The sequence below is a fragment of the Streptomyces sp. NPDC020489 genome, assembly GCF_044386545.1.
Classification (GTDB): Bacteria; Actinomycetota; Actinomycetes; order Streptomycetales; family Streptomycetaceae; genus Streptomyces.
In genome coordinates, this window is the sequence record NZ_JBIRUZ010000002.1 from 55,964 (window position 1) to 73,869 (window position 17,906).

The window sequence follows — 17,906 nt, forward strand, 5'->3', positions numbered from 1 at the left end:
CCACCGCCGGGCCTCTCACTCTGGCGACGAACGGGGCCCGGCACGTACGACATTGAGCCTATTCCAACCTGCCCCACTGGCACGGCCTCTGCGCCGGCATGCCCTGCCGACTCGTGCGCCGTTGTCGGCAGGTGACCACAGTCGCACGAGTGAGAGAGCGGTTGCCTGACACCAGGCGAGCTGGCCGCAACCCCCCGGCCAGCAGCAACGTCAGGTGGAAAAAGGCTCAGTCTCGTCTCGCCAGGACGACGCGTCACGGTCGCGGTTTCACAGGCATACCAGTGAGGCCAGCAGGACGAGACCGACCGCGAGCAGCTGCCGATACCTGCGGTTCAGCCGATCCTGATCAGGCACCGGATGCCGCAGGTCAGCTGTCCTTCATGTCCTCAGTTGGCCGAGCACCGTTGTCACGGGCGCCCGGAACAGAACCGGCGACACGCGTGAGCGCGCAAAACAGACTCCGACAGCTGCCAAGCGCAACTGCCTGCACACGGCTTTCCCACCATTGCCAACCTCCGCCATCCGAGACCCGGTTGTACAGATGAAGCTGCAACAGATGGAACAAACCGGGTGCCCGAGGCTCGTACTCCTGCAGCACCTGGTGTCGGCGGAACGGCGGTGGTCTGAGAAAGAGCCATGAACGTCCCCCGCCCCGGCATGAGAATCTGCGCGTCGCCCGCGGAGGTATACCTCGTGTTTGGATCACGTGCCAGGCCCCAGCTAGCCGCAACGACATGGGGCGACGGCGTGCCGTTGTTCGGGGAGGACACTCAGCTCTCCGCTGGTCGTCTGAGCGTCGGCTTCGGCTCGTCGGGCGCGCCGCTGCGCGCGTACACCATGCCAGGCTGGTCCGGGGCCGACCAGTCCGGCTCTTCCCCAGGGTCCTTCGTCGCCACCTTGGTCACCGTCAGCCCAGCAGCCCGGCCGCGGGTGTGTTGACTCGTATCACACGTCAGCAAGCGCACGTCGCGGCCGGCCAGGCCCTGGATGGCTACCGTCCGGGATTGTCTCGACATCGGGGCGGTCCAGGCGCACGTGCCCGGGAGGATCGAGGACGATCTCCAGGTTGACCCTGCCGCGGGTCTCACGGTCCTTGGCTGTGTACTCCCCCTCGTGCAGGATCCCGTGCGTGCCGCCGTTGAGGACTTCGTCGAGGCGACCGAGCGTGTGGCCAGAACGCCAGCGGCCCCGCTGGTTGCTGGTGTCTTTAAGGTCGTCCAGCTCGTCGACCACCACGATCGGGAACAGCAGGCGCACGTACTTCCAGCGCGGGACGTCCAGAATCTCGTGCAAGTCGACGTCGGCCAGCTTCACGTCGTTCTGAATGTAGAAGCTGGAGTCGGCGACGACGAACTCCTCGCGCTGGCTCCACCGGTCGATCCGCGTATCCAACGCGGACACCGCCGCCTCGAACGCCTCGACTCGTTCGGTCACTTCCAGTTGCACCAGACCGTTCACGAGGCGTTCCTGGGCGGGGTTGGTGAGCGTGCCGCAGCTGCCCAACAGGGCGCGGTAGCGGTCGGTGAAAACGAGCTGGTCAAGGTCCCGGTCGCTGATCTGAGAGCGCAGCAACCGCGCGGACTCCGTAGCCCACTCAAGACACGCCAGCAGCCCCTTGAAGGCGGTGTCGTACGGCCGTTGCAAGGTTCATCGCCGTGGTGTGGACGCCTCTGAGCACCTGCCGGATGTGCTTCCGGTCGGCGCCGGGGCGCGGTGTGATGAGCATGGGCCGATCATGTCAGCACGGCCCCCACGGGCGCCCCGAGTTTCCGACGTCGCAGCCCTCCAGTCGTGACAATTCACGCCGCGAAATTGGCCCTCCTGCCGGGTGTAACAACGTCAGGAACCGTGCCCCACACCGACCTGCAACCTGAAACGCGGCAGGGCCCGGATCCCTACGGATCCGAGCCCTGCATCGCAGTAGCGGGGACAGGATTTGAACCTGCGACCTCTGGGTCATGAGCCCAGCGAGCTACCGAGCTGCCCCACCCCGCACCGGTAGACCAGTTCCACGACGCGCAGGTCGTTGGTCAGCATCTGGAGTTCGGCGAGCGCTTCTCCGGCGGCAGTGCGCGGCTCAAGCGAGGCCTGCTTCGCAAACGCCTGGGCCGCATCAGATCCGCCGGCTTCTCGCAGGACGGAGGGGCGATCTCCAGGCGCCGCATCGCGGAGAGCCGTGTGAAGAAGCAGACGCACACGGTGCGCTGCTCCGTACTCTGCCGCGTCTGCCGGGCCAGTACAGTGGAGCGCTCCTGCGGGCGGAAGTCGCACACGGACGCCCGTACGCCATCGTCACAGCCGCGGCCTTCGCCAGCGCCATTGTGGCCGTCGACGAGCCGCCGCTGCTGGTCGTGCTCAACTCCTGCCACTCTGCCGTGCAGACCAAGAAGTGGGTCGACGGCGGTCTCTTCGCCATCGGCATGTCGGACACCGTCGGTGATCTTGACGTGATCGGTGGGATGAGGCTCGGATCAGAGCGCCGGGCAGGCCTCGCACCTGCATTTCCCCGCAGGAAGCGGGGCGTCTTTCCTTGGACCACCAACGCGCGAACAGTCGACCGGAGTTACGGCGACCAGCTCAAGATCGATTGTAGCGCACGCAGCCGATTGCTCCGGCGTCATGCCGGAGAGCTCTTCTCGCCGATCATCAGCGGTGTGCGTGCGGCACAGCGGTGCCGCCCTCGCGAGAGCAGACAGTGTGAAGCCACGCTTATTCCCGAGCCTGGCGCACGCCGTGGGGGGTTGGTTGATCATTGGGCTGACACGGTCTCAATCGCCGTGGCAAGCTGCGGGGACCGGGTACGGCAGACGCAGGGGCTCTCGTGGAAGTACAGATGTGGGACGCGCTAGTCGGCGTGGCGAAGGACGCATACACCGCCGGGCTGGGCGCGGGCACTGTCCCGCGTCCGCTCATCATGCCGCTGGTCCACGGCGAGCTGGTGGGGATGATCTGGGCTCGCCCGCTCAAGGTCGGCCAGGACGCGCTCACCGGCATCGCGGAACTCGCGAACATCGCCGCCGCGGCCGACGCAGACGAGGTGGTCCTGGTCTGGGAGACCTTCGACGTCGCCACGGCTTGCGAGCTGCCGATCGTCGGTCCGGCGCCGTGCCTGAACATGGTGCTCGCCACGCGCGACGGGCACGTATTGCACCAGTTCCCCTACACCGAGCAGGTCCTGTCCGACAGCCCTAAGGATCGGGCGGCAGTTGTCCCCGACTGGAAGCCAGCACCCCGGCCGCAACCCGCCGGTGAACTGGTTCCGCCGATCCAGGCGGCAGTGAACTACTCCTTCATCCCGATCGAGATCGACCACCCGTCGCCGTTCGGTGTCACCGTCGTGCTGATGGAAGAAGACGGTTATCGAGTGAGTCTGACCGAGGCGTTCACTCTCTGAGCCTATGGCCGGACGGAGCCTTGAGGACGACGCACCCGGCCGCCTTCGAGCCGCAGATGAATGGCTCTCCTCGAACATGACCACGGGTGTGGACGGTGAGGGCCCCTGCGGCGACAACGCGCCTTTGCACAGCCGGTTGATGCTCGGGTCACGAAGGATTTCGGCCTGCCCGCGACCGCGGTGCGGGACCGGATCACGCAGGCTGCGGTCGACGCCGGCGAGCTGAGACGGCCTGCCGAGCAGCGAACGCGAGGAACTGACCGCACCGCGGCGGGAGAACCGCAGGCTGCGGATGGTGTGGAGATCCTCAAGCGGGCCACGGTTGACTCAATCGATCAACGCAACACCCCAGATCACACTCCCAATTGGTGTTGACCTGGAGCGACTCTGATGGTCGTCGTCGTAAAGGTCAGGCCCCAGGATGCGCCGGGCATGCCCGGCCCGGAACCGGGGCAGAGCCCTGATCTCGATCGGTCTACCGGGGAGAGCGCGCAGTCACCTGCATGCGCAGTCCGTTGGGGGACAGCGCGATCGCCATGGAAGGGCGGACGCGGCAGCCGGGAACCGGGGTCAGACGCCAGCGGGCGGCGATGGTGGCCAGGGCAATGGTGGCGTGAGTCATGGCGAAGCCTTCCGCGATGCATTTGCGGGCACCTCCTCCAAAGGGGAGAAAAGCGTGGCGGGGCGGCTGTGGACGCCGTTCGTGGTCCCAGCGGTCGGGATCGAAGCGGTCGGGCTGCTCGTACAGGTCGCGCCGACGGTGAATGACGTAAGGGCTGTAGATGATGGTCATTCCGGCGGGAACGTGATGGCTGCCCAGCCGGGTGTCAGCGGTGGCGGTGCGGGGAACCAGCCAGGCCGGCGGGTACAGGCGCAGCGCTTCCTTGATGACCTGAGCGGTCAACGGAAGGCGGGCCAGGTGTTCCACACCTGCCCCGGTGCCTGCAAGGACTCCATCCACCTCGGCGTGGACTCGGTCTTCGACCTCTCGTTGCTGCGCCAACAACAGGAGTGCCCAAGACAGCGTGGTGGCAGTGGTGTCCGTCCCGCCCAAGTAGAAGGCGGTGAGCTGGTCGACGATCTCTCGGCGGGTGAAGCTCTGATCTTCCGATTCTGTGCCTGGCGAGGGCCGGGCGGCCATAAGGGCGGTGAGTAGATCTTCGGGGCCGGCCACGTCGTCGCGACGGTTGTTGAGGATGCCGTCGGTGACCTCCCGCAGGCGGATGCCTGCCTGGCGGAAGCGGCGATTGCCGACCAGCGGCAGGCGAGCCAGGGCGGGAGGCAGGACGGACAGAGGGCCACTGAGCTTGGCCAGGGTGAGAATGTCCTCGGTTGTCTGACGCAGCATGCCGGGTGACGGGGTATCTGAGAACATCGCGCGCACCAGAGCGCGCGTGATCAGTAGCGTCATCTCGCTCGGGACGTCGAACTCCTGCCCGTCGCGCCAGGCACCGACGGCGGCCTCCGTCTCGCTGGTCATCGTCGTGGCGTAGCTGGGCAGACGGCTCGGGTGGAAGAGCGGCTGAAGCAGCCGACGCGTGCGGCGGTGCGCGCTGTGGGGACAGATGAGCAGGCCGTCACCCATCACCTCACGGCCTTTGTCGTACCACTCGGTCTTGTCGAAGGTGCGGTCGCTGACGAGTACCTGGCGCGTCAGCTCTGGTTCACGGACCAGGAGCGCCGGCTTTCTGCCCATGCGCAACCGGACCACGTTGTGGTCGGGCAGGGATTCCAGAAAGCCCAGCGGGTCGCGGAGCAGAGCCGCCCCATGGCCGAGCAGCGGCAGAGCACCGGGGGCCTTGGGGATGCTCCTCGTCATGTCCACGAACCCTCCACCGGCGCACCGCTGAGGGACATCTCCAGCGCGGCCGCCCGCACCACCTGCGCCGCATCGCCTGCTCCACCGGCGGCCTGCCAGCCCGGCACACACGGCAGAGGGCGGATGCGTTTCCCGCCGGCGGCTGGGAACTCGGCCGGCACGTGTGGTGCTTCGGCAGGCATCCGCCGCCCTGCCCTGCGGCTCTGGCTTCGCTGAAGGCGGCCAGGAACGCTCGCCTCCACTCGGTGGCGTACCTGTGGCTCGTCGGGCAGGCCGGGCGGCCCTACCCGTCCGGCCAGCGGCACGGGAAGGGCGTTGGTGGGTTCGCCGACCGTGGTCATGTGCTCGTCTCCGCCCCGGTCGGTTCTGCCTCGAGATCTTCGATACGTGGGGCAGCTTCTTCCCGTGAGGTGTCGACGATCGCGGCGCTGCCATGGCGTCGTTGGCGTCGGCTGTATTCGGTGATGGCCTGCCACAGGTCACGCCGGTCGACGTCGGGCCAGTGGCCGGGGGTGAAGTACAGCTCGGCGTAGACGGTGTGCCAGGGAAGGAAGTTGGAGGTGCGCTGTTCATTGCCGGTGCGCCACAGCAGGTCGACGTCCGGCATGTCGGGGTGGGGCAGGTGGCGGGCGAAGTCGTGTTCACCGATGAGGTGGGGGTCGATGTCGCCTGCGCGGGCTGCCTGGGCGAGGGCTGCTGCTGTCCGTGTGATCTCGTCGCGGCCGCCGTAGTTGATGCAGACGGTGAGGGTCAGGCCGGTGCGGTTGCGGGTGCGGTGCTCCTCGCGCAGGAGAGCCTGGACGAGTTCCTCGGGCAGTTTGTCGGGGCGGCCCAACCAGCGCTGGCGTACGTCGAGGTCACGGATGGGTCCCTCGTCGAGGTCGCGTCGGATCGCTTCCAGGATGGTGGTGATCTCCTTGGTGTCGCGTTTCCAGTTCTCGGTGGAGAACGCGTAGAGGGTCAGGTGGCGCAGGCCGATCTCCAGGGCGCCGTAGACCATCTCGTGGGCGGCGGCGGTGCCGGCGCGGTGGCCTTCCGGGCGGGGCAGGCCGCGCTGCTCGGCCCAGCGGCCGTTGCCGTCCATGATGACCGCCACGTGGGCGGGCATCCGGTCGGCCGGGATGTGCGGAGGCCGGGCATCGCCCGGGTGCGATAACGGGGGCCGGAGGGTGGTGCTTTCGGCCCCCGGGCTCGGACCGCTCACGGTCACCGCTGGTCGTCGGGGCCCGGGCACAGTCAGGGGCGTCAGACTCCAGGCCAGTTTCGAGCGGATGCGGGCGGGGGCGAGGATGCGGGCGCGGGCCGCTGGAGACGGGCGCGGGGCGCGCTTGAGCAGGGTGTGGCCGGCCTCATCGACGGCATCGAGCTGGGCGCGCATCAGGCGGGCGGCCGTGTTGAGCATGGTGGCGGCGCCTGGGTGCATGCCTGTGGTCATCGCGGGCCTGGTCACCCACTGACGGGCCAGAGCTGTCAGCTGACGGATCAAAGCCGCTGTGGCCCGGCTCCAGCTTCCTTGCCGGAGGTCGTCCTCGGCGCCGGGGAAGGCGTCCAGGGCCTCCTGCGGCAGGAGCAGGTCGCCCTGGGCCAGGTCGGCGCTCAGGTCGGTGAGGATGTCGGTGAGCTGGGCGCCGTCGATGAACCGCTGGTAGTCCTGCTGTCCGCCCAGCCGAAGGGTCATCGGCGCCCCGGCCCGTTCGAACAGGTGCCGTACCTGGTCGACCCAGGGCACGACTCCCTCGCTGCACCAGGACCGCCACGCGGCCCAGTCGGCGAAGTGCCGGCCGCGGCTGTCCTCGCGTGTGCTGTCCACGGCACCTCGCAGGCTGGACAGGTCCAGGTGCCATCGCAGGGCGGTGTCCACCAGAGCGTGCCGGACCGGATCCCTGCTCGTGCCGGCCGCCAGGTCCAATTGCAGGGCTTGGGTCCATGCTTCGACGCGGGCGGCACGTTCGGCTGGCTGCGCATCCCGTTGGTCGGCCAAGTCGTCCAGAACAGTCGCTGCCGCCCACAAGGCCCACCCGGCCGGGCGCAGCACGGCCGGCATCAGCTGGATGAGGGCGTAGATCCCGGGATCGTTCACTCGTGTGGTGCGCCGGCACAGCCGGTACGCCGCCCGCAGAGACGGGTCTTCGCCGGTGGGCGGCCGGTGGGTGGGGCGCCCTCGTGGTGTCGCCAGCGCGGCGTCGAGGTCTGCCGTGGTGGAGTGCGTGGTGGTGCGCATGTCGGGAGCCGGGACCTCAGTGTGCTTTCGTGTCGGACGCCGTGGCCGATGGACTGGCCGTGTGACGCAGTGCGGGAATGCCGGCCGTGCTGCTTCTGGGCCCAGGCGGAGTGGGGGCGGCCGACAGGCAGTTGCGGGTGCTGCGGCGGAAGCCCAGCAGAGCTACAAGGGCGGCCAGCCCGAACCAGGTGAGCTGGATGGCCAGATGCCCGGGGACCGGGCTGGTGGAGAAGCCGGCCGCCGTGCTGGTCTGCATGGCCCCGTAGGAAGGCAGGTAGCGCATGACCGGGTTGTCGGCTCCGGAACTCGTGATGGGGTTCTGCAGAGCGAGGTCGATGATGCTGGTCATCACGATGGCGAACATTCCCTCGACCTCCCGGCGCAGCAGGGAGCCGAAACCGACACCGAGCGCGCCGTAGGTCAGTCCGGCGCAGCACAGGGAGGCGGCGAGCAAGAGAGGCTGGCGGGGTGTCCATGCCAGGCAGGTGATGGCGGTGGCGTAGGCGGCGACCGCGGCCGAGACCAGGGCCAAGGCGGTGACCTTGGCCAGGACCAGATGGGCGCGCGGGTAGCCGGCCATGGCCAGCCGACGGTCGAAGCCGCTGCCGGAGAACGTGGCGGCGAACATCATGAAACCGGTGATCAGGGTGACGGCGTTGAGCGCGCCGCTGATCGCGGTCAGCTCGTTGCCGTGCGGGGTCAGCGCTTCCCCGGTGGCACGAAGCCGCATCCGGGCCGGGGTGTCGGGCATCGCCAGGTACGCCAGGGTCGTCCACACAGGGACGAAAAGGATCACCAGGACCATCGCGAAGCGATTGCGACCGTGTTCGAGGAGCGTGAATCGGGTGGCGACAGCGAAGCGGGTCCAGTGAAACCTCACGCGGCGACCCCCGCCTCGCCCGCGTGCAGCATTCCGCCGTCAAGGCGCCACAGTTCGTCCAGGTGCTCAGTGTCGTACGCCAGGTGAGAGACGACCAGGACCGAGCGTCCCGCATCCCGCAGCCGCGCGGCCAGATCCCAGAACCGCTGATAGGTGTCCCAGTCGAAGCCCTGATACGGCTCGTCCAGCAACAGGACCTGCGGATCGTGCATGAGCGCCAGCGTCACGTTCAACTTCTGCCGCGTGCCGCCGCTGAGAACCCCGGCCCGCTCATCGGCGTACCCGGTGAAGCCCAGCACGTCCATGATCTCTTCGGCGTACCGCACATCAGTGAGGCGGTGCGCCGTCTGGAAAAACGTCAGGTGCTGCCGGACGGTCAGCGCGTCGTTGAGGACCACGTGCTGCGGGCAATAGCCGAACCGGCCGCTATGACGGACCGATCCCCGCGTGGGCGCCAGTTCGCCGGACAGGATTTTCAGCAACGTGGACTTGCCGGCGCCGTTCTCCCCGACGATCCCGCACAAAGTTCCCGCCCGAAGGCGCAAGTCAACGCCCCGCAGGACCACACGCCGACGGTAGGCGTGATGCACATCCCTGATCTCCACGCCCTCTCCTCCCCCTCACCATCTGGACCCACCACGTCCGGATGGCCTAACGCTCGCGACGCGTCGCAGACACGCCGCCCATGCCCCTGTGTCTCCGCGGGGGGACTGCGGATTGCTTCCTGGCGAGTCTCGCGAGGACCGGCACGCTCAACAGCTCCGGGCAGAGCTTCGTTACCGGCCTCGGCACCTCATCGACGCCGACCAGCTCGAACTCCTCCCGGCACCGGAGAGGAACTTGAAGGCCCTCCCGGACCCGAGTCCGCTGAGGATCAGCCAGCCGACACTGGCGTGAAAAGCACCCTGGGGCCTGATGGTGCGTACACGACAAGCGTCCCACCTCGGTGGGCGCACCACGGCCGCTGCCGCGAGGACGCGCAGGCCCCGGCCCCGGTCGCTCCGGCACCCAGCTCCCAGCTCCCAGCGCCTGGCACCCCCCATCGGGCCATTCGCAGCGGAGCGGGGCCCGATCTAGGCTGGAAGCAACCGCTGAAACCAGCACTGACGGGCTCGGCGATGCGGACGGAGGCGTGGCGGGTGGAGATATCCGGCAAGCAGGACGCGCCCACTGCCGTTGCCGTGGTGGACCCGGACGGCACCGTGAGCGGCTGGAGCGAGGGGGCCCGGCTGCTGCTGGGCTGGACGGCGGAGGACACGGTCGGACGCGCCGTGACGGAGCTGCTGGTCGATCCCGCGCCGCCCGGCTTCCCCGAGGGCTACGGCACAGGCCCCGACCCCACGGGGTTCATCACCCTGCGCCACCGGGACGGCTTCACGGTGGACGCCGTCGTGACGGCTCACCCGCTGTCCGGCCCCGACGGCCGGGCACTGGGTCACGTGATGACCGTCCAGCGGTGGGGACGCCGCCCGGTGATCGCGGACCGGGCCTTCGAGCAGTCTCCCTTCGCCCTGGGCGTCTACGACCCTGAGCTGCGGTTCCTGTGGATCAACGCCTCCTCCTGCCGGGTGATCGCGCACTCCGAGGAGCAAGTGCTCGGTAAGAAGTACCGCGAGGTGCTTCCTGAATTCGACCGCACACTGTTTCCCGAAAGGGACGACAAGCCCTACACCGACGCGCTGGCCGAGGTGGTGAGGACGGGCGAGGCCACGCGTCTGATCACCGTCTTCCGCCCTCGCGGCAGTGACTACGCCAATGCCTGGGCCACCAGCATCTGGCCCGTCCGGGATGCCAAGGGCAGGGTCCGCGCGGTCGCCAACTGGGGATTCGACATGAGCGCCGAGTACTGGGCCCGGCAACGCCTGCTCATCCTCAACGAGGCCAGCGCCGGTATCGGCCGGACCCTCGACGTCACCGGCACCGCCCAGGAACTGGCCATGGCCCCGGTGCCCGGATTCGTCGACCTCGTCAGCGTGGATCTCTTCGACGAGGTGCTGCGCGGAGAGGAACCGCCCTCCGTCTCGACGTTCGACCCCGACGAGACGATCACGCTCCGCCGTGCCGCCCAGCACAGCGCGAAAGAGGGCGCCGACCCGGCTGCCGGGCCCACGACGCCGGTCAGTCACCCTGCGGGCTCCGTCGCCGCCCGCTGCATGGTCGCCGGCAGGTCCACGGTTGAGCTCGCGGCGGAGCCCGGACAGGGCGGCGAGTGGGCCTTCGGGCCCGGGCTCGCCGCCGACCCGGCCCACTGGCCTCCGGGCAACCCGGTGATCGACGAGTCCATCGCCAGCAACGGGCTGACGGGGCGGATCACCGTGCCGCTGCGGGCACGTGGCGCACTCCTGGGTGTCGTCGCCTTCTCCCGCCTGGACCGGCCCGAGGCATTCACCGCCGACGATCTGATCCTCGCCGAGGAACTGGCCGCCAAGGCAGCCGGTGCCATCGACAACGCCCGCCGGTACGCACGCGAGCGCACGACCGCTCTGACCCTGCAACGCAGCCTGTTGCCGCAGGGACTGCCGATCCAGGAGGCGGTCGAGGTGGCTTCCCGCTACCTGCCCGGCGGGACCGGCACGGAAGTGGGCGGTGACTGGTTCGACGTCATTCCGCTGTCCGGCGCGCGGGTCGCGCTGGTCGTCGGTGATGTCGTCGGACACGGCCTGCACGCCTCGGCCAGCATGGGCCGGCTACGGACGGCGGTCCGCACTCTCGCCGACGTCGACCTGCCGCCGGACGAGCTTTTGACCCACATGGACGACCTCGTCCTCCACCTCGCCAGCGACGTCCAGCCCGCCAGCCACTTCCAGCCGACCGGCGAGACCGGGGCCACCTGCCTGTACGCCGTCTACGACCCGGTCTCCCGGCGTCTGACGCTGGCGAGTGCCGGCCATCCCCTGCCGCTGATCATCCACCCGGACGGCACCAGTGTCCCGGTACCCGTCCAGCCGGGACCGCCGCTCGGCATCGGCGGTCTGCCGTTCGAGGCCACCGAGCTCGAACTGCCCGAGGGCAGCCTGCTCGCCCTCTACACCGACGGACTGGTGGAAAGCCGCGAGCGCGACGTGGACCAGGGGACCACCGAACTGCAGCGCGCCCTGGACCCCTCGGCCCCCTCGCTGGAGGCCCTGTGCGACACGGTGTTGGACGCCATGCTCCCCGACCGGCGCACCGACGACGCGGCCCTGCTGCTCGTTCGCAGTCATGCGCTCGATCCCCACCACGTCGCCGACTGGGACGTCGAACCCGACACCGCGCAGGTGCCGCGCGTCAGGAAGGCCGCTGTCGATCAGGTGGACGTCTGGGGCCTGGAGGAGGCGGCGTTCGTGACCGAACTGGTCGTCAGCGAGCTGGTCACCAACGCCATCAGATACGGCGAGCCGCCCATCAGGCTCCGACTGATTCGCGACACCTCCCTGATCTGCGAGGTCTCCGACGCCAGCAGCACCGCTCCGCACCTGCGCCGGGCCCGCGCCTTCGACGAGGGCGGGCGGGGACTGCTGCTGGTCGCCCAGCTCACCCAAGGGTGGGGCACCCGGCACACCAGCAACGGCAAGACGATCTGGTGCGCGCAGACCCTTCCTGTCTCTGGGCCGTACTGAGATCTGAACTCGCGGAGCGGCGCCGGCGGCGTGCCAGGACACGGCGACGGCTGCTCGTCCGTCGGCGATCCCGCCACCCGGTGATGGCCGGCACCCCACCCGAGACGACCACCGGCTGCAGGCAGTTGGCCTCGCGCACCGCCCCTGCCCGCCGCTTCGCATCCACGCCCTGCCACTCGCCGGAGGGGCGGTCCGGCAAGACCGCCCCTGGCAACGCCACCAGCCACCTGCACTCCCGACAACGCCTCAGAGCAGGCCAGATGGCGAACCGCTGTTGGAGTACTAGGCGGGCCGTCGAAGGGGTGACGAGGTGTGCACCTCCAAGGCGGCGCGGACCGCGGACTCCAGGGCGCCCTCGATCCAGGCCGGCTTGAGGGAGGTGTGGTCACCCGCGAAGTGCATCGGGCCCTCGGGCACGGGGATGGAAGGCAGCAACTCGGTGTGCTGGCCGGGCAGTAGTACGGAGGCTTCTCCGTATGCGTAGGGGTCGCGCAGCCAACTCTGGGTGCGTCCGGCGCCGGTGTAGAAGACCTCGACGCGCTGGCCGTAGACCTCCTGCAATCCGCACAAGGCGTGCGGATAGCGGGCCTCGTCGTCCAGGGAGTCCCAGCGAAGTGCGTCGTCCGCCCAGCTGTAGGAGGCCAGCACCACTCCGCCGGAGCTGCCGGGCACCGGGTGGGAGGGGTGGTACATGAACCGGTTGGCGCTGTCCGACACCGAGCCGCCGCCCACGACGTGTGTGGCTTCGGGCTGGTCACGGGAGACGGCACGGTTCGCGGCGTAGTGGGTGCGCTGGCCCGGGGTGATGTGGCCGGCCGGCACGGAGGGATGGGCGCCCAGCAGACTGCCGTCGGCGGGTGCGCGGCCGGTGCGGTAGGCGTCGTACAGCTTCGAGTCGATCCGGCCCAGCTCGCGCTTCCAGTCGGCTTCCGTGAATTCCCACCAGCGGTGGCTGAACTCCAGCAGCACCTTCGTGGCGCTGTCATAGTGCAGCTCCGCGACGGCGCGGCGTTTGCGGTACGACATCAGGGGGCTGATCTGTACGTGCCGTAGACCGGAGAAGGGCACGGTGACCACGGCGGCGTCCGCGGTGAACTGCTCGCGCACCACCGGGCCGTCGCGCCCCTCGGACACCGTGTCCACCCACACCTGAGGGCCCGTGCGGCCGACGTGCCGGGTGTCGGAGGAGGGGCGTTCGGGATCGTGGTACTCGATGCGAGTGACCCTGCGGTCGAACCGGACCGTGTCGCGCACCCGCGTCAGCAGCGCGTCCGGCAGCACCGCGGTACCGCCCTCCAGCTCCCAGAAGGCGGTGTCGGGGCTGATGAGGGAGGAGCCGATGAAGCTGTGGATGAACGACAGGGGCAGGCGCGACGTGAGGTTCTCCAGGGTGCCGATCAGGTCGACCGTGCGCTCGTCCAGCCCCGCGTGCTCGGTCAGGAAGCGGAACATCGACCAGTCGCCGAACCGCTGAATGACCCTGGCCCAGCCCTGCACCCGTTCCGGCAGCGGCTTGTCGACCCGCTTGCCGTCGGCGCCCAGGGTGCTGAACTCGTCGCGCACCGGGTCCAGTACCGACCGGAGGATGGCCGCGGCAGGAGTGTCCCAGCGGGCGCGCGGCACGCCGAAGGACCGGTTGATGCGGCGGGGCGCACGGGCGTACTCCGCACGCCGCATCCGGATACCGTTGACGTAGATCCAGGTGCGGTTGGCGGGCCGGCCGTCACCGTCGACGTCGACGTAGTGGAAACGCCGCTTCTTCAGGCTCAGTTGGTCGATCAGACCCATCACCAGCGGATGGCTGCCGGGCAGGCGCATGGCACCCGCCTCGGCGTACTGGCGGGGGTCGGCGAAGGGCTGCGCCGCCCGTTCGTGGCCGCCACGGCGGAAGGTCTTGATGCGTCCGCCCGCCCGGTTGCCGTTCGCCTCCAGAACGGTCACGTGATGACCGGCCCGCTTCAGCAGTAACGCCGTCACCAGACCCGCCGGGCCGGCTCCGACGACCAGGACCTTCCTGGGGGCGGCACCCCGCCCGGTGGGCAGTCCCTCCTTGAGTACGCGCTCGTAGTGTGGGACCAAGGGGCGGTCGTGGTCGTCCACGACCAGCAGTGCCCGGGCCACAGCCAGGCACCTGTCGAAGTCCGCGCCCCGAGTGGGCGCCGGTGCGGCCGGGACGGCCTGTACGGGCGTGGCCGTGGCGGGCGTGCCACTGGCCAGTGCCGTGGCCGCCGCTGCCGTTCCCGTCGCCGTGGTGAAGCTTCGCCTGGACAGGCCTGAACGTGCCACGCCAGCTTTGTGATCTTCAGTCATGACCCACTTGTAACGGCGGGCCGATCCGACTCGCCCGACTGGGCCGCGACGTTGCCCCGAACGAGCGATTCCGGCGTCAAACCGGTGACGCGCAGCCGGATGCCTGCGGAGCGGTCCCCTCGGCGACATCCCCGAAGGGATGAAAGACAGCCGGTGACCCGCGTGTCGAGCCAGCTCATCGGCACACTTCCAGATGGCCGCGTGGCCGTGCGTGGTGGGCGCGGGGACGGGCGGGGCGAACCGGAGCGGCACGGCTGCCGCCGCCGGAACTCCCGGCAGAACAGGGGGCAGGCGTGGGACGAGGGACTTCACTCAAAGGCAAGGCACGCTACTGGTTCGACACCACTTTGACACGCGGCACCTCCGCGCTCGTCGGCTGGCTGGCCGTGGGCTGTCTCGTCGTCGTCTTCCCGGTGAGCGCCGTGCTGGTGTGGACGGACCCGCATGCACCCACGTCCCGTTCCGGGAGGCTGGCAGCGGTCTGGCGGCTCAGCGGTGAGACACTGCGGCTCGGTGGGACGACAGGCCCGCTCCTGCGCGTGCTGCTGTCGGTCCTGCTCGCTCTGGTCGCCCTGGTGTACGTCTCCACCCTCGTCGGTCTGATCACCACCGGACTGACCGAGCGGCTCACCGCACTGCGGCGGGGCCGTTCCACCGTCATCGAGCAGGGGCACTCGGTGGTGCTGGGCTGGTCCGAGCAGGTGTTCACGGTAGTGAGCGAACTGGTGGCCGCCAACGCCAATCAGCGCTACGGCGCGGTGGCCGTACTGGCCGACCGGGACAAGACCACGATGGAGGAGGCCCTCGGCAGCAAGGTGGGCGCCACCGGCCGTACCCGGCTGGTCTGCCGCAGCGGTTCTCCCACCGACCCCGATCTGCTCTCCCTGACCAACCCTGGTGCGGCCAGTGCCGTGCTGGTGCTGCCTCACGACGATCCGTCAGCGGATCCGGAAGTGGTCAAGACACTGCTGGCGCTGCGGGCCGCACTGGGCGGGGAGGAAGGGCCGCCCGTCGCCGCCGCCGTCAGAGATGACCGGTACCGGCTGGCGGCCTCCCTCGCCGCGGGGACCAACGGCACCGTCCTGGAGAGCGACGCGATCATCGCCCGGCTGATCGTTCAGTCCGCCCGCCGTCCGGGAATCTCCCTGGTGTACCGCGATCTCCTGGACTTCGCGGGAGACGAGTTCTACCTCACCTCCGATCCGGCGCTGACCGGCCGCTCCTTCGGCGACACGCTGCTGGCCTACGCCGCCTCCAGCGTGGTGGGCCTGCTGCGTGACGGCAGGCCCTTGCTGAACCCGCCGCCGCAGACCCTGCTCGGCCCCGGCGACCAGCTGATCGTCATCACACGGGACGACGACACCGCGCGGCTCAGCGACTGCTCCGGGCTCGTCGACGAGTCGGTCATGACTCCCTGGCAGCCGGCGAAGGCCCGGCCCGAGCGGGTCCTGATCCTCGGCTGGAACCGGCGGGCCTCACTCATCGTCGACCAGTTCGGCCGGTACGCCGTGCACGGCTCGGTCATCGCCGTGGTCGCGGACCCGGAGGAGGTGACAGCCGAGCAAGTACGGGACGCCGGTAGAGACTTCGCTCCCCGTCTGACCATGACCTTCCGCCCCGGAGACGTCACCCGACCCGAGACATTACGGTGCCTGGAGATCGACTCGTACGACAGCGTCGTCGTGCTCGGCCCGGACCCCGTTCCGGGACAGCGGCCCGACGAGGCCGACAACCGGACCCTCGTCACGCTCCTCGTCCTGCACATGCTGGAACGGGAGACCGGACGGGAGCTGCCGGTGGTCACCGAGATGACCGACGACCGCAACCGGATGCTCGCGCCCATCAGCCCCGGAGCCGACGTCATCATCAGCGGAAAACTCATCGGCCTGCTGATGGCTCAGATCTCCCAGAACCGGCACCTGGCCGCCGTGTTCGAGGAACTCTTCTCCCTCACCGGCAGTCAGATCCACCTGCGACCGGCGGCGTCCTACGTTCTGCCCGGCTGTGACGCGTCCTTCGCCACGGTCGTCGCAGCGGCGCAGCAGCGCCGCGAATGCGCCATCGGCTACCGCCGACACGACCGCGCCACGGCCGTCCCCGACCACGGGGTGCGTATCAACCCGGACAAGAACGAACGACGGTGCTGGACCGATCGCGACGAAGTCGTCGTGATCACGCGGACCGATACCGCCCCGGCGTCTGATGGGTGACCGCGATCGCGGCGAGGGACGGGGACGGGAGCGGCTGCGGCTGCGGCAACGGCGGCCTCGGCGTCGGTGGGCATCTCAGGGTCGAGCTCGGACGGGGTGGTCAGCAGGACGTATTGCTCGACTGAGAACGTGCCGGGTTTCCCATAAAGCCCTGGTGGCGACGACGCAGACGGGCTCGGCGTCCGAGTGGAGCCCCGCGCGGTGCGAGTTGAGTTCCTCACCGTGCGGCAATGAAGCAGGAAGCCACGGATTCCCGTCCGTGCTGTGTCATGTAGTGGCACAGCACGGACGGGAAGGACGGAACTCTCGGGCTTCAACCCGAGGAGCAAGTCAACGCGGTGCGGTTCCGCGGCGCGGGTGAACTGCCACCAGTTGACATTGAACAAGAAGCCGCTGCCGCCGCTGAACGTCAGGTACAGGTCACGGGTTCCCGTCACGCCGCTCACCGGGCAGCTGCTCGAACCCGGTCGGTCCGGGCTTCCTGCTACTGACACAGGGCGGCCTCTCGGCTGCACAGCAACTGGCCGCGGCGGCACCGGGAACGCATGTAGTCAAGGCGTTCAATCTCTGCCACGAGGACGTGTGGCGCATGTCGCCGCCCGTCTTCGACGGGCGACCACTGGCCGTTCCGGTCTGCGGAGACGACGAAACGGCTCTCGCTCTTGTGCACCAGTTGGTACGGCATGTCGGCTGCGAGCCTGTGGCCGGCGGCGGTCTCGAACGAGCGGGACTCCTGGAAGCTACCGCCGCGCTCTTCATCGGGCTATGGGTCGGCGAGGGAGCCGATGCCCAAGCCATCGCACCCCCGCTGGCCTACGCCGCCGGACCGGGACACGAGGAACCAGAAGACGCCGAAAAGGCTTTGCGATAGGAGTTCGGGGCGCCGGGCACGGATCTGACGGCTTTCCGCGAATTGATGTCGCGGGGCGCCTGCAGCCCGGCAATGGCACCGCTGCGGTGTTCCAAAGGACGGGAGCGGCCTGTGCACCGACATCCCTCGGTACGGCGTGACAGATCGCTGACAGATCGCTGACAGATCCGGTCCCGATGCTGATCTTCAGGAGCAAGTCCGCTCCGCCGTACCGACCGACGGAAGAGGAGTCAGAGATGACCGAGGAATTCGACCTCGAGATCGAGGAGTTCGAGGAGAGCGAGCTCGTCCCCATGGGGATCCCGTGCAGCGGGTGCTCCGGCCCGTGTGCCACCAACTCCTGCACCCCCGCCGGCCTCTGCCCGTGAACCACGGCGCTTAGGCGCGGTATGGGGAGCTGATCCCCGAGAGAGCCACACCGGACCACATCGCAGGCTGAGTCCTGGTGGTCCGGTGTGCTCGATCTCGGATGAGGTCGTGGAGCTTGAGGTGGAAGGAAGAAGTGCAGTGGGCCGGAGTGGGCAGGGCACGGACGGGACGCTGGCCGCGCTGCGTCGCATCGTCTCCCCGTACGGGATTGTGGCGCGGACCGAGGAAACACG

General features: G+C 69.1%; 10 protein-coding genes, 2 tRNA genes and 1 pseudogene. 5 read left to right on the forward strand and 8 right to left on the reverse strand.

What is annotated here, in order from left to right:
• Nucleotides 1-945 precede the first annotated feature (945 nt).
• The 3 genes from ACH41F_RS04425 to ACH41F_RS04435 form a co-directional block, all read right to left on the reverse strand.
• Nucleotides 946-1,572: a hypothetical protein gene (locus ACH41F_RS04425; protein ID WP_398832863.1), complete on the reverse strand. Its 627-nt coding sequence runs from the start codon at nt 1,570-1,572 to the stop codon at nt 946-948.
• A 349-nt stretch (nt 1,573-1,921) separates the two neighbouring features.
• A tRNA-Met gene (locus tag ACH41F_RS04430) sits at nt 1,922-1,995 on the reverse strand.
• A gap of 480 nt (nt 1,996-2,475) precedes the next feature.
• A tRNA-Gly gene (locus tag ACH41F_RS04435) sits at nt 2,476-2,545 on the reverse strand.
• A gap of 288 nt (nt 2,546-2,833) precedes the next feature.
• Here ACH41F_RS04435 and ACH41F_RS04440 point away from each other — a divergent pair.
• The gene (locus ACH41F_RS04440) at nt 2,834-3,394 is read left to right on the forward strand and encodes a hypothetical protein (RefSeq protein WP_398833632.1); all 561 of its coding nucleotides are present in this window, start codon (nt 2,834-2,836) and stop codon (nt 3,392-3,394) included.
• 475 nt (nt 3,395-3,869) lie between these two features.
• Here the strand turns inward: ACH41F_RS04440 and ACH41F_RS04445 are convergent, their stop codons facing one another.
• The 4 genes from ACH41F_RS04445 to ACH41F_RS04460 form a co-directional block, all read right to left on the reverse strand.
• Nucleotides 3,870-5,213, reverse strand: a complete 1,344-nt coding sequence (locus ACH41F_RS04445; RefSeq protein WP_398832864.1) for a cytochrome P450 — start codon at nt 5,211-5,213, stop codon at nt 3,870-3,872.
• A 337-nt stretch (nt 5,214-5,550) separates the two neighbouring features.
• Nucleotides 5,551-7,434: a polyprenyl diphosphate synthase gene (uppS, locus tag ACH41F_RS04450; RefSeq protein ID WP_398832866.1), complete on the reverse strand. Its 1,884-nt coding sequence runs from the start codon at nt 7,432-7,434 to the stop codon at nt 5,551-5,553.
• A gap of 16 nt (nt 7,435-7,450) precedes the next feature.
• Nucleotides 7,451-8,314: an ABC transporter permease gene (locus ACH41F_RS04455; protein WP_391237324.1), complete on the reverse strand. Its 864-nt coding sequence runs from the start codon at nt 8,312-8,314 to the stop codon at nt 7,451-7,453.
• Nucleotides 8,311-8,919, reverse strand: a complete 609-nt coding sequence (locus tag ACH41F_RS04460) for an ABC transporter ATP-binding protein (RefSeq protein ID WP_398832870.1) — start codon at nt 8,917-8,919, stop codon at nt 8,311-8,313. Before ACH41F_RS04460 ends, ACH41F_RS04455 begins: the two co-directional genes overlap by 4 nt.
• Before the next feature lie 513 nt (nt 8,920-9,432).
• On the opposite strand from ACH41F_RS04460, the gene ACH41F_RS04465 reads away from it, so the two are divergent.
• Nucleotides 9,433-11,913: a SpoIIE family protein phosphatase gene (locus ACH41F_RS04465; protein ID WP_398832872.1), complete on the forward strand. Its 2,481-nt coding sequence runs from the start codon at nt 9,433-9,435 to the stop codon at nt 11,911-11,913.
• Between the two features lie 282 nt (nt 11,914-12,195).
• Here the strand turns inward: ACH41F_RS04465 and ACH41F_RS04470 are convergent, their stop codons facing one another.
• Nucleotides 12,196-14,223, reverse strand: coding sequence for a flavin monoamine oxidase family protein (locus tag ACH41F_RS04470; protein ID WP_398832875.1), 2,028 nt, complete (start codon nt 14,221-14,223; stop codon nt 12,196-12,198).
• Nucleotides 14,224-14,516: 293 nt separating this feature from the next.
• Between ACH41F_RS04470 and ACH41F_RS04475 the strand changes: the two genes are divergently transcribed.
• From ACH41F_RS04475 to ACH41F_RS04485, 3 genes and pseudogenes are all read left to right on the forward strand, one after another.
• Nucleotides 14,517-16,433, forward strand: coding sequence for an NAD-binding lipoprotein (locus ACH41F_RS04475; protein WP_391237335.1), 1,917 nt, complete (start codon nt 14,517-14,519; stop codon nt 16,431-16,433).
• A 454-nt stretch (nt 16,434-16,887) separates the two neighbouring features.
• Nucleotides 16,888-17,304 (forward strand): annotated as a pseudogene (locus ACH41F_RS04480) (NADP oxidoreductase); the annotation flags it as partial.
• 236 nt (nt 17,305-17,540) lie between these two features.
• Nucleotides 17,541-17,672, forward strand: coding sequence for a hypothetical protein (locus ACH41F_RS04485; RefSeq protein WP_391237338.1), 132 nt, complete (start codon nt 17,541-17,543; stop codon nt 17,670-17,672).
• The last annotated feature ends 234 nt before the right edge of the window (nt 17,673-17,906 follow it).